Consider the following 13,948-nt stretch of genomic DNA (forward strand, 5'->3'; position numbering starts at 1 on the left):
TATTTCGCAGGGAATTTTCAGGGAAAACGACACGTTTGCTTACTTATTGTGACAAAAAGCCCGAAATGCCGCCTCAATGTCCCGGCCCGTCGTCCGGAACGAACAGTTGCCGGTCGGGTTTGCCGTCGAGATACCGGCGCTTGAAGAGGTTGACACAGAAGATGAACATCGCCAGCATCAGCGGTCCGAAGATGACGCCCATGAACCCGAAGAGCGACAGCCCGATGAAGACCCCGAAGATGGTGACGAGCGGATGCGTGTCGGCCATCCGTTTCTGCATGACCATGCGCACGAGGTTATCGACTTGCGTGATTACCAGCCCGCCGTACATCGCCAGCCCGATCCCCTGCCCCCAGTTGCCGTCGAGACCCATATAAACGGCGAGCGGCAGCCACACGAGGGCCGTGCCGACGATCGGGAGGATCGTCGAAAAACAGGTCAGCACACCCCAGAACAACGGTGCGGAGACCCCGAAGGCCAAGTAACCGACATAGGCTACGATGCCCTGAGAGACGGCCAGCAACGGAATGACGATGGCGTTCGAACGGACGATCATGTGAATTTCGCGCATCACGTTGCGCGCCGTGCGGCGGTTGAAAGGCAGGAGTTCGCGGCAGTAGGTCTCCATGCGCAGGCCCCCGATGAGCATGAAATAGAGCACGAAGAGCAGTACGACGACATTGACGGCGAAATCGAAAAGCCCGCCGACGATCCACTGCCCCATCCGGGGAATGAACGCCATGAGCGACTGGACGTTGCTCTTCTGGAGCATATCGTAGCCGGTCTTCTCGCGGATCAGTCCGGCGACGTGCTTCACGGGCGTCAGGATCGAATCGGGATCGAGCGCCACGCCCTGCAACTTGTCGACGACCATCCAGACGATCAGGATGATCGGGATCAGGAAGAACAGCACCGCCTCGCCCAGCAGCAGCGAGGCAGCGAGGCTCCGCCGCCACCGCCGCCGTTCGCTCAGGAACCACATCTGCCGGCGCAGCAGCACATAGATCGTGACGGCTCCCAGCAGGCCCCCCAGAAAGGGAGTCAGCTCGACGAAGATCGTCACGCCCAGCCCCACGATCAGGACGAAAAGCGAGTAGTGCCAGTATTTTTCACGCGTCGAAAGCATACCCCGCCCCAGCGCAAGTAACGTGCCGCAGGCCTCCGGAGCCGATTCGCCAAAGTTGTTGAAATATTGTCGAATAAAAACGCGTGTTCTGTTGCGGCGCAAAAATATTTGATTTATATTTGTGCTATGGAAATTATGGTTGGCATTGTCCATGCATCGGCTTATCGTAAATCCGGGTACCATCGGAGGATGGTTCCCTTTTGGCGAAAGCGGAGGTATATGCAATCATAGAAATACGAGGGATATTCCTGTGAAAGGGAATGTCCCTCATGCTTTTACAATACCGTTAAATTCCGGTTCCCGCGATGGAAACGAGCGAAAACAGAATTACCTTTGCGACGAACAAAAAATGCATATTTAACCCAATTTTTCAATTAAATTTCTAAGTGTATGAAGAAACTTTTTCTACTCATGCTCACGATTTTCGCCTATTGCGCAGTGAATGCGCAGGTGACGACGTCGGGAATGAACGGTACGGTAGTCGACCAGAACGGGCAGCCGCTCGTCGGCGCCACGGTCATTGCCGTCCACACACCCTCGGGTACGCAGTACGGTGCCGTGACCGACAAGAACGGTAACTACAACCTGCAGGGACTGCGTACCGGCGGTCCGTACTCGGTGACCTTCTCGTTCGTAGGCTACCAGTCGGTCGAATTCCCGGGACTGATGCTGTCGCTGGGCCAGACCCTCAAGCGCGACGCGTTCCTCAAGGACAGTCAGGAGCTCGAGGCCGTGGTCATCAAGGCCGACGGCCGGAACAGCTCGATGAACGTCAACCGTGCCGGTGCCGTCACCAGCATCTCCAACGACCAGATCGAACTGATGCCCACGGTGAACCGCAGCATGAACGACATCATGAAGCTCACGCCGCAGGCCTCCTCGACCACGTCGGGACTGGCCATCGGCGGCGGTAACTACCGTCAGTCTTATGTGACGGTCGACGGTGCCGCGTTCAACAACATGTTCGGTATCGGCGGCAACCTCCCCGCAGGCGGTTCGCCCATCTCGCTCGACGCACTGGAGCAGGTATCGGTTTCGGTAACCCCCTTCGACGTACGTCAGAGCGGCTTCACGGGCGGCGCCATCAACGCCGTCACCAAGTCGGGAACCAACGAACTGAAGGTTTCGGCCTACCTCTATTCCAAGAGCGACCAGCTTCAGGGCGACAAGTACGACGGCGGCAAGCTGTCGCTGAGCGAGATGCGTGACAACACCCTCGGATTCAGCATCGGCGCCCCGATCATCAAGAACAAGCTCTTCGTCTTCGCCAACTTCGAGCGCGAGTGGAACACCACCCCGGGCAACTCCCGTCTGGCACGCACCAGCGACAGCCAAGACTTCGGCAAGGACCTGCAATACAACCGTCCGACGACCTCGAAACTCGACGAGATGAGCCAGTTCCTGATCGACACCTACGGCTACAACCCCGGTGCTTATCAGAACTATTCGGTAAAGACCCCCGGATACAAGCTCATGGCCCGCGTGGACTGGAACATCAACCGCAACCATGCGCTCAACGTGCGTTTCAGCCGTACCCAGAACAAGTATTCGTCGGCCCCCTCGTCGTCGATCTCTCCGTTCAGCGCCGGCAAAGCATACGACAAAGACCTCTACGGCCGCACCTCGATCTATGCCATGTATTTCGGAAATTCGCGCTACTATCAGGAGCAGAACTTCACGTCGGTAGCCGCCGAGCTCAACTCGCGCTTCCTCGACAGCCGTCTGACCAACACGCTGCGTTACACCTACTCGTACCAGTACGAACCGCGCAGCTATGACGGCGGCATCTTCCCGACGGTGGATATTCTGGAGCCCACCGAGGGCGGAGCGAGTGCTCTGTACGCCTCGTTCGGCCTCGATCCTTTCACCGAGGGTAACCTCCGCGAGGTATCGACCCACATAATAACCGACGAGATCGGCTACACGATCGGCAAGAACCGTCTGGTGGCCGGTCTGCAGTTCGAGCACAACCTGACGACGAACGGCTACCAGCAGGGCGGCGCAGGATACTACGTCTACGAAAGCTGGGATGATTTCAAGAATGACAAGGCTCCGCTGGCATTCCGTATCGCCCACGGCAACAACGACGCTCTGGCGCAGGCGTATCCCCAGTTCACCTACATGCAGTATTCGATCTACCTGCAGGACGAAATCAACTTCAGCGAGCGTTTCAAGGCTACGGTCGGACTGCGCTTCGAGGTTCCGGTCTATCCTTCGATCTCGGGCAATGAAAACAAGGATTTCACGGAGATTTTTGCCGATCACGGCGGCTACAAGACCTCGGACATGCCCAAGGCTCGTCTGTCGGTGGCTCCCCGCGTAGGCTTCAACTGGGATATGACCGGTGAGCGCAAGTACATCCTCCGCGGCGGTACGGGCGTCTTCAACGGCCGCCTGCCCTTCGTATGGCTCGTATCGGTTGCCGGCAACAGCAACACCATCCAGAACGGTCTTACGCTCTACAGAAACGCAGCCGGCGACAACATGCCCAAATTCCACACCAATGTCAGCGACATGCTGGAAGACGTTTACAAGGGAACCTACGAAGGACATGATCTGGCAGCCAATACTTCGCCCACCATTCTGGACAAGAACCTCAAAATGCCTTCGACGTGGAAAAGCTCGCTGGCACTGGATCTGAAACTGCCGGGCGACGTCAACCTCAATATCGAGGGTATCTACAACAAGGATTTCAACTCGGTGGCCGTGACCAGACTCGGCATGGTCGAGAAAGAGGGCGGCATCCAGCTCCCGGGCGAACCGGAAGCGCGCGTCTACTGGGATAGCCAGAACATCAAGAACAAAGACGGCGCTACCGTCAATCCCTACCTGATTCAAAATACCGACGATCTCGACGGTTACTACGCTTCGATCTCGGCTCAGGTATCGAAGACATGGGGCTTCGGGCTCTCGCTGATGGCTGCCTATACCTATTCGAGCTCCAAGAACGTGATCGACGGTATCGGCGACCAAGTGACCTCGGCGTTCAGCACCAACACGTTCAACAAGAACGGTTCGAACGTGCCCGAACTGGGTTATTCGTCCTATGTATCGCCCCACCGTCTCCTGCTCAACGTAGGCTACCGTCTCGCCAACAAGAACGGCGCGTCGAACTTCGGTCTCTACTACGAGGCAAGCCAGCTCGGTTACATCGGCAACTACTCCTACTCGCGCTACTCCTATACCATGTATGTACAGAGCGGCAAGTATCAGGACCCCGTGACAAACGACCGCGGCGCCGTGAACCTGATTTACATCCCGACCCGTTCGGAACTCGACGGCATGCCGTTTACGTCAGACGAGAACAAAGAGGCGTTCTGGGACTTTATCCAGAAGGACAGCTACCTTTCCGACCATATCGGCGAGTACTCCAAGCGGGGGGGGGCTGTGATGCCGTGGCATCACACGCTGAACTTCCGCTTCTCGCAGGATTTCTACATCAATATCAAGGGCAAGCGCAACACGATCTCCCTCGGCCTCGATGTCACCAATCTGGCCAACATGCTCAACCGCGACTGGGGTAACATTAAACAGGTAAGCTCGACCAACATTCTGAAATACGAGAACGGAGCCTATACGTTCGACAAGCCCACATGGTCGAAATATGCCAACACGATCTCGACTTGGTCGGCGATGTTCAGCATCCGCTACACGTTCAACTAATCCTTCGGGAACAGACTCAACAAAAGGAGGCCGGTTTGCACCGGCCTCCTTTATTTATATATAAGTATATGTGATTTACAGCAGTTGCGCGCGCAGGGCGTCGCAGGCGGCCTCGGGGTCGCGGTGGTTAAAGACAAAGCCGTGGATGCCGAGGGCGGCAGCCGCCTCGATGTTGGCTTCGCGGTCGTCGATGAAGAGCGTTTCCGATGGCGTCAGACCATAGCGTTCGAGCAGGATTTCGTAGATGCGCGGCTCGGGCTTCACGGTGTGTTCCTCGCACGACACGACCTCGCCGTCGAAAAGCCCGTAGACGGGGAAGCGGCGCAAGAAATCGATGAACTCGCGCGACATGTTCGAAAGCACATAGAGCTTATACCCCGCCGTTTTCAGGTCGCCGACGAGCCGTTCGGTCGATTTCACGGGCTCCTGCAGGTCGATGGCCAGTTGCAGCATGGCGGCGCAGACCTCCACGGAGCGCCCGGTCATTTCACCGATGGTGACGGTCACCTCGCCCAGCGTCGAGGTGCCGCGGTCGTACTCCTCCCAGAAGAGCGGCATCCGCGGGGCGCGGAGGAAACTGAAAAATTCGATCAGCTCGGGAGTACACTTGCTTTTATCACGGGCGAACAGCACGCCGCCCAAGTCGAAAACGATGTTTTTCATATCCGCAAAGATAATAAAAATCCCGGTTGGTTCGGGATTTGCAACGGCTTCGGAAAACTTTATCACTATGAATCACGGTATAAGCATTCTTTTCCGGGCCATTCCGCTCGCAATGGCCGCCTTCTGCTTCGCATACGGGGCCTACATCTTCTCGGCCGGGACCGACGCGGCACGCCTCACGGCAGGACCCGTCGTCTTCTACCTCGGGGCGATCTGCGTCGCGCTCTACTGCACTGCGGCAACGATCATCCGACAGATCATCGGCACCTACACCGCCGCCGCGAAATACCTCTTCCCGGCGATCGGATACGCCTTCGCCGTGCTGACGCTCGTCAGCGGCGCCTTCATCATCTCGTCGCAATGGCCCGGGGCGCTGGTCACCGGGCACGTCGTCTGCGGACTGGGGCTTATCACGGCCTGCGTGGCTACGGCGGCCACCTCGTCGACCCGCTTCAGCCTGATCCCCAAGAACTCCGCCGACGACACCTTTTCGATCAACACGGCGGGATTCACCCGTGCGCAGTCGTCGCTGCTGATCTTCATCGTAGCGGCCGTAGCGGCCGTAGCGTGGATCTGGTGCATCCTGCTCTACACATGCGGAACACTCCCGGCGCACATCGTCGCGGGCAGCGTGATGTTCGGCATCGCCTGCGTCTGCACGTCGCTCATCGCGCTGGTAGCCAGCATCGCCCGGCAGGCCCGCGGCAGCTACACGATGGCCGAGAAACGCAAATGGATGAGTCTCGTGCTGACGATGGGCGCACTGGCCTTCGTGCTGGGGCTGGTCCTGATCTTCGTATTCTGGGGCGAAACGATCAATTTCGTGGGATTCGTGCTGATCGGACTGGCGCTAATCTGCTGGAGCATTTCGAGTAAGGTGATCCTGCTGGCGAAGATCTGGCATGCCGATTTCCCGCTGGCCAACCGCATCCCGATCATCCCCGTACTGACGGCTCTGGCGTGTCTTTTCCTCGCGGCATTCCTCTACGAAGAGGCTTTCTTCCACGCCAAATTCTTCGTCCCGGCGCGCGTGCTGTCGGGCTTCGGGGCCATCTGCTTCACGCTCTACTCCATCGTCTCGATCCTCGAGAGCGGAGCCTCGAAAAAGGCATAGCACTGACAACACATTACAAAACAAGCAATTACATTACAACGGCCGGCGTTATGAAAAACGCCGGCCGTTTTTTTTACGATTTTGTCACAGGAAAGTATTCCATCTTTGTGAAAAACTTTCTTATCTTTGAACCGCAGACCGCCGCACGGCAAATACGCAAACCCGGACAAACCGCCCATGAAGTTCTCTTTCAGCAGACAGCAAAGCGACAACGAACTGATCGCCGCCATCATCCGGGGCGACGTCGGCGCCTATGAGCAGCTCTTCGTGCGCTACTACCCCACGCTCCTGCATTTCATACGCGGCATGCTCAAGGACGACCACATGTCCGAGGACATCGCCCAGAATATCTTCATGAAGCTCTGGATACACCGCGAAAAGCTCGACAGCGCGCAGTCGGTCAAAAACTACCTGTTCGTGCTGGCCAAACACGAAATCTACAACATCTTCAAGGCCAAGCGCACCACCATGCTCTCGCTGCTGCCCCAGCTCAGCGACCGCGACGTGGCGGACCGCGGCGTCTCGGCCGAAGAGCAGTACAATTATACGGAGCTGAATGCGCTGCTGATGCAAGGCATTTCGAAAATGCCGCCCCAGCGACAGTTGATCTTCCGCATGAGCCGTTACGAACACCTCTCCAACCGCGAGATCGCCGAACGGCTGGGACTCTCGGTGCGCACCGTCGACAAGCACATCGAACTGGCGCTGAAAGACCTCCACAGCACCCTCTGTTGATTTTTCCGATTTTTTTCGCTTTTTTTGCAGTTCCGGTTACGCAATCGGAGCCGCTCGGTTGTTCTTTATACAGCAGGATGTACGGAGGAAGGCTCCGCATCCGGCGGCGAACAGAGAAAAAGGACCTATGACCAAGTTAAACGAATATTTCGACAATGAACTCTCCGCGCAGGAGCAGCTCGAAGTCCAGATGTGGCTCGCCGAACACGGTGACAACCCGGATTCGGAGGCACAGTTGGCCGAGCTTTTCGACAGCCTGCACGTCGACGACGACACGACGGCCCGTGCGGCTTTCGGACGTGTCGCCCACCGGCTCGGGATCGCCGGAGGACAGCCGTCCGCACCCTCGCGCCGTGCGCGTATCGTCACATGGAGCCAGCGTATCGCCGCCGTGCTCGTCATTCCGCTGCTGTGCGCCGTCGGACTGCTCTACGCCGACCGCCAGCCGGAGGTGGAATGGCTCGAACAGCAGGTTCCCTATGGCGAAGTCGCCTCCCTGACGCTTCCCGACGGCACGCAACTGCACCTGAATTCCGGCAGCCGCATCACCTATCCGTCGGTCTTCACGGGCAAGGAGCGCCGTATCTTCGTCGAGGGCGAAATATTCGCCGACGTAGCGAAAAATCCCCGCAAACCGTTCATCATCCAGTCGGGCGAGGTCGGAATCCGCGTCTTGGGAACCCGGTTCAACTTCAAATCCTACGCGAATACCGACTGTATCGAAGTCCTGCTGGTCGAAGGCTCCGTCCGATTCGACATCAACGCCGAAGCCCGCAGGCAGCAACTGGTGATGAAGCCCGGCGACATGGTGCAGTACGACCGCGCCACGGGCGACATAGACCTCACGACGTTCCGGCCCGGGCATTTCAAATCCTTTGCCGACAACCGGGCCATCCACTTCTTCAACCTGCGCATGCGCGACATCGCTTCGGACCTCGAACGTCTGTTCGGCACGCACATCGTCATCCTCGACGAGGCGCTCGCACAGGCCCGCTATTTCGCCTATTTCACCAACAACGAAAATCTGGACCAGATACTGTCCGCCATCAATTCCGACCACAAGATGCAGATTCTGCGTCGTGACGGAGTCATCTACCTCTCGTCGAACCGATCCCGATGAATTCTTCCCCAAAAACCGACCTGACACTAAAAACCAGTATGCCTATGAGAGACTGACCGCCCCTCCCGCCCATTTCCTTTTTTCTGTTCCTTTTCTGTGACCCGCCCGGATGCCACCCGACCCCGGCATGCCCGCTTCTAAACCCGAACCTTAAATAAACCTATCATGGGAAACGACTACAATCGTCGGGGAACTCGCTTTGCGAGACTCCTCTACCCGGTTATTCTCTGTATGTTACTCAGCCCTGCCGCGGTTTTCGCGCAGGCGAAGAGGATTAACCTCGAATTGAAGAACGTAACCGTTCAGGAGGCCATAGCCACGCTGAACCGTACGGAAAATTACTCCATCATCGTCAGTTCGGACGAGGTGGACCTCACCAAACGCATCTCCGTTTCGGCCCGGAACGCCACCATCCGCGAGGTCCTCGACCAAGTATTCGCCGGACAGGAGGTGACCTGCACCATCGACGGACAACGCATCTCCGTCACCAAGAAACAGCCCGCGCCAACAACGAAAACCGCCGCCGACCGGAACTCCGTACACGGACGCGTGACCGATGTCAAGGGACAGCCGATCATCGCCGCCACGGTAGCCGTCGAGGGCACCCAGAAAGGCACGCTGACGGGTGTCGACGGCGATTTCGAGCTGACGGACATGAAGTTCCCCGCCAAACTCAACGTCTCCTATCTGGGATATATCTCCCAAATCGTAGAGGTCAAGGGGGGGGGAAATCCGCCGCTTGAAATCGTTCTGAAAGAGTCGGACAACCTGATGGACGAGGTGGTGGTCGTGGGCTACGGCACGCAGCGCCGGGCCAACCTCTCGGGAGCCGTGGCGACCATCAGCGGCAAGGACCTCAACGCCCGTCCGGTGGTCTCGGCAGCCAACGCCCTGCAAGGCGCCGACCCCTCGGTGAACATCACTTTCGGTACGGGTTCGCCCGAATCGTCCTATGCCATCAACATCCGCGGCTCGATCTCGCTCAACAGCGGTTCGCCGCTCGTGCTGGCCGACGGCGTGGAGGTGAGCCTCAGCCAGATCAACCCCAACGACATCGAATCGGTGTCGGTGCTCAAGGACGCCTCGTCGTGCGCCATCTACGGCGCCAAGGCTTCGGCCGGCGTGGTGCTCATCACCACCAAGGCGGGCAAGAAGGGCGAACGCGCCCGCGTCTCCTACAACGGACGCTTCGGCTGGGCCAGCAACACCACCTCGACCGATTTCATCGACACGGGTTACGACCATGTGCGCATCGTCAACCAGTTCATGAACGACTCGTCGGACGGCACGATGAACATCTTCCGCTACACCGAGGAGAACGGCGGCCTGCAAAAGCTCTACGACCGCCGCAACGACCGCACGGAGCATCCCGACCGTCCGTGGGTCGAGGTGGGCGACGACGGCAAGTACTACTATTACGGCAATTTCGACTGGTACGGCTACTTCTACAACCGCGTGCGTTCGCAGCAGGAGCACAACCTTTCGCTCTCGGGAGGCACCGACAAGGTGACCTACTACGCCAGCGGCCGCTTCTACCAGCAGTACGGCATGTTCAACATCAACAAGGACAAGTACACCGACTACGCCTTCCGCACCAAAGTTTCGGCCCAGATGACCCCGTGGCTGAAATACTCGAACAACATCAGCTTCGACACCTCGGGCTACAAATACGGCGGACACTCCGACTACGAGGGTACGATCAACGCCCTGCAGTCGAACATCTGCGCCGCTTTCCTCCCCTACAACCCCGACGGCTCGATCGTGCAGTACGTCAACCAACTGGGCAAGAACTCCCCCATCGGCGCGGGCCGCGGAGGCCAGATGACCGCCGACCGTTCGAAGAACTCGAAGGAAAACCGCTACCTGACGCTTTCGAACCAGTTCGATATCACGATCGCCAAGAAACTCGTCCTCACGGCAGCCTACGACTACCGCCAGCGCGACCGGCTCTATAAATACCGCAACAACACGTTCGAATACTCGCGTCAGGAGGGCGTCATGGAGACTTTCACCTCGGGATCGGTCGAAAACTCCTACCGCGAGGTGCATTACGGCTACAAGGGCCACAACGTCAACATCTACGGCACCTACGAGAACTCGTGGGGAGGCCACCATTTCAAAGCCACCGCCGGCGGGCAGTACGAGGACTACCGCTCGACGTCGCTCGACGTGAAGCAGACCGACCTGTCGAGTGACAACATCGACTCGTTCACCGTGGCGACGGGCCCCATCACCCTCTCGCAGTCGATCTCGGCCTACCGTACGCTGGGATTCTTCGGCCGCGTGAACTACGACTACGAGGGGCGCTACATCTTCGAGGCGAGCGCCCGCGGCGACGGTTCGTCGCGTTTCGAACCCGACCACCGCTGGGGATTCTTCCCCTCGGCATCGGCCGCATGGCGCATCAGCGAGGAGTCGTTCTTCGAACCCGTGCGCGACGTGATGAGCAACCTCAAACTGCGCCTCTCGGTGGGCAGTCTGGGTAACCAGCAGGTTTCCAACTACGCCTACATCGAGCAGATCAGCACCGACAACCAGATGACCTACACCTTCGACGGACTGGAAAAGGCCTATTACGCCAACGTTTCCGACCCGCTGTCGTCGGGACTGACGTGGGAGACCGTGACCACCTATGACGTGGGACTCGACGTGGGGTTGCTCAACGGCCGTCTCAACTTCACGGGCGACTACTACATCCGCGACACGAAGGACATGCTCACCACCTCGCTCACCCTGCCCGACGTCTTCGGCGCCAAGACCCCGAAGGCCAACTGCGCCGACCTGCGCACCAAGGGCTGGGAGATCACCCTGAGCTGGCAGGACGAGTTCCAGTTGGCCGGAAGCCCCTTCTCGTACAACGTGTCGGCTTCGGTGGGTGACTACATCACCAAGATCACCAAATACCACAACCCCGACCGGCTGATTTCGGACCACTATGTGGGCAAGAGGCTGGGCGAGATCTGGGGCTACCACGTCGACGGGCTGTTCAAGACCGACCGCGAAGCGGCCGAATATCAGGCCGCGATCGACGACAAGGCGGTCAACAACCGTGTCTACCAGTGCAAGGGCCCGGCGGGCAACTACCTGCGGGCGGGCGACGTGCGCTTCGCCGACCTCGACGGCGACAACGTCATCTCCGAGGGTTCGGGAACCGTGGACGATCCGGGCGACAAGCGCATCATCGGCAACTCGCTGCCGCGCTACAACTACTCGTTCCGCGTGGGATTCAACTGGATGGGCTTCGACGTGTCGGCCTTCTTCCAAGGCATCGGACGCCGCGACTGGTATCCGGCCGCCGGGCAGGCCTCCTACGATTTCTGGGGTCCCTACGCCTTCCCGCCCACCTCGTTCATCCACAAGGATTTCTATTCGGAATGCTGGTCGGAGGACAACCGCAACGCCTACTTCCCCCGTCCGCGCGGATACAACGCCTATTCGGGCGGTTCGCTGGGCGAGAAGAACGACCGCTACATCCAGAACCTCGCCTACCTGCGCCTGAAAAACCTCACGGTCGGCTACACCGTGCCGCAGAAACTCACGCGCAAGATCGGCATCGACCGCGCCCGCGTCTATTTCTCGGGCGAGAACCTCTGCTACTGGTCGCCGCTGAAAAGGCACAACAAAACCATCGACCCCGAACTGGCCGGATCGTCGAGCACCAGCAAGGGGGACTCCGGAACAGGATACGCCTATCCCAAGACCCTCTCGGTAGGCGTCGACATCAGCTTCTAACGCATAAAGAGAACGACAGATGAAAACACTGCACAAAATACTGGCAACCCTGCTGCTGGGAGCGGCATGCTCCGGATGCGACCTGACCCTCATCCCCGAAGATACGGTCACCCCGCAGACCTATTTCCAGTCGGAGGTGGACCTCCGCCTGTGGACCAACCAGTTCTACACGCTGCTCGACTCGCCCGACAGCGCTTCGGGGCTCAACGCCGATGACATGGTGGACAAGAGCATGGGCGACGTGATATCGGGGACCCGCATGGCCTCCGACGAAAGCGGCTGGACATGGACCTCCCTGCGCAAGATCAACTATTACCTGCAAAACTCGCACAACTGCACCGACGAGGCGGCCCGCACCAAATACGACGGCGTGGCCTACTTCTTCCGCGCCTATTTCTACTATGTGAAGGTGCGCCGCTACGGCGACGTGCCGTGGTACGACACGGTGATCGGCTCCGAGGAGGAGGACCTGCTGAAAAAGCCCCGCGAGGACCGCGGCGTCATCATGGACCATGTGATGTCCGATCTCGACAACGCGATCGAGATGCTTCCCCGCGACAAGGACGTGGCCCGCGTGACCCGCTGGGCAGCGCTGGCCTTCAAGTCGCGCGCCGCGCTCTACGAAGGCACATGGCGCAAATACCGCAACCTCCCCGACGCCGACAAATACCTCCAGCAGGCGGCCGACGCCGCGGCGACATTCATCACCGAGAGCGGATACTCGCTCTACAAGGAGGGTGCGGAGCCTTACCGCGACCTGTTTTGCAGCGACAATGCCAAGCCGGGCGAAGTCATTCTGGCCCGCCTCTACAATTTCGAGGGGCTGAACCTCGCCCACAGCGTACAGTTCAACATCCGCAATGCGGCGGCAGGCTTCACGCGCCGTTTCATGAACCACTACCTGATGGCCGACGGTTCGCGTTTCACCGGAAAAACGGGACACGAAACGATGTTCTATACCGAGGAGACCGCAGGCCGCGATCCGCGCATGGCGCAGACGGTGCTCTGTCCGGGCTACATCGCCAAGGGCGAAAGCACGGCCACACCGAACGACATGACCTCGATGACGGGTTACGAACCGATCAAGTTCGTCTCGACGGCCGCCCATAGCGGCGCCTCGAAAGGCACGGCGGACTGGCCGCTGCTGCGCGCCGCGGAGGTGTATCTCAACTATGCCGAAGCCAAAGCCGAGCTGGGTACGCTGACGCAGGACGACCTGACCGTGTCGGTCGACAAGATCCGCGAACGCGCCGGCATGGGCAGTCTCGACATGGCGGCGGCCAACGCCGACCCCGATCCGTTCCTTATGGCCTGCTACCCCAACGTCACGAAGAGCGACAACACGGGCGTGATCCTCGAAATCCGCCGTGAACGCACCGTGGAGATGGTCATGGAAGGCCAGCGTATGTGGGACATGTTCCGCTGGAAGGAGGGCGCGCAACTGGTCAACGAGACGGCACCCTACCACGGCATCTATTTCCCCGGTCCGGGCCTTTACGACATGGACGGCGACGGCAAGAACGATCTGGAACTCTACGCCACGCAGCAGACCAGCACCCCGGCCGACGGACTGACGGTGCTGAAAATCGGTTCGGACATCGTCCTCTCCGAAGCCGCCGACAACCGCGGTTACGTCGTGGCTTGGAGCGCCCTGAAATACACATGGAACGAGGAGCGCGACTATCTGTGGCCCATTCCGGCCGACCAGCGCGTACTGACGGGCGGACTGCTGACCCAGAATCCCGGATGGACCGACAGCACCAATTTCGACTGATGCTTTTTGCAACCCGATAAA

8 protein-coding genes are annotated in these 13,948 nt (G+C 59.0%); 6 read left to right on the forward strand and 2 right to left on the reverse strand.

All coding sequences use genetic code 11. The features are described 5' to 3' along the window. Positions 1-73: 73 nt before the first annotated feature. Positions 74-1,126, reverse strand: coding sequence for an AI-2E family transporter (locus tag BN5935_RS13120; RefSeq protein WP_064976958.1), 1,053 nt, complete (start codon positions 1,124-1,126; stop codon positions 74-76). 390 nt (positions 1,127-1,516) lie between these two features. Here BN5935_RS13120 and BN5935_RS13125 point away from each other — a divergent pair, with 390 nt between their 5' ends. Next, complete coding sequence (locus tag BN5935_RS13125; RefSeq protein WP_064976493.1) at positions 1,517-4,789, forward strand: TonB-dependent receptor; 3,273 nt, start codon at positions 1,517-1,519, stop codon at positions 4,787-4,789. A gap of 75 nt (positions 4,790-4,864) precedes the next feature. Here BN5935_RS13125 and BN5935_RS13130 read toward each other — a convergent pair whose 3' ends face one another. Beyond that, entirely contained in the window at positions 4,865-5,452 is a 588-nt protein-coding gene (locus BN5935_RS13130; protein ID WP_064976494.1) for an HAD family hydrolase, read from the reverse strand. A 67-nt stretch (positions 5,453-5,519) separates the two neighbouring features. Here BN5935_RS13130 and BN5935_RS13135 point away from each other — a divergent pair, with 67 nt between their 5' ends. The 5 genes from BN5935_RS13135 to BN5935_RS13155 all read left to right on the forward strand — a co-directional run bounded on the left by BN5935_RS13135 (position 5,520) and on the right by BN5935_RS13155 (position 13,927). Continuing rightward, on the forward strand, positions 5,520-6,566 hold the full coding sequence (locus tag BN5935_RS13135) for a DUF2776 family protein (RefSeq protein ID WP_064976495.1): 1,047 nt from the start codon (positions 5,520-5,522) through the stop codon (positions 6,564-6,566). 177 nt (positions 6,567-6,743) lie between these two features. Further along, on the forward strand, positions 6,744-7,301 hold the full coding sequence (locus BN5935_RS13140; RefSeq protein ID WP_064976959.1) for an RNA polymerase sigma-70 factor: 558 nt from the start codon (positions 6,744-6,746) through the stop codon (positions 7,299-7,301). Between the two features lie 127 nt (positions 7,302-7,428). Further along, positions 7,429-8,421 (forward strand): FecR family protein, encoded by a 993-nt coding sequence (locus tag BN5935_RS13145; protein WP_064976496.1) that lies wholly within the window; start codon positions 7,429-7,431, stop codon positions 8,419-8,421. A gap of 231 nt (positions 8,422-8,652) precedes the next feature. Further along, positions 8,653-12,153, forward strand: coding sequence for a TonB-dependent receptor (locus BN5935_RS13150; protein WP_235821111.1), 3,501 nt, complete (start codon positions 8,653-8,655; stop codon positions 12,151-12,153). A gap of 19 nt (positions 12,154-12,172) precedes the next feature. After that, positions 12,173-13,927 carry a RagB/SusD family nutrient uptake outer membrane protein gene (locus tag BN5935_RS13155; RefSeq protein ID WP_064976498.1) on the forward strand — a complete coding sequence of 585 codons (1,755 nt, stop codon included), beginning with the start codon at positions 12,173-12,175 and terminating at the stop codon, positions 13,925-13,927. Positions 13,928-13,948: the final 21 nt, after the last annotated feature.

Source organism: Alistipes provencensis, from assembly GCF_900083545.1.
Classification (GTDB): Bacteria; Bacteroidota; Bacteroidia; order Bacteroidales; family Rikenellaceae; genus Alistipes; species Alistipes provencensis.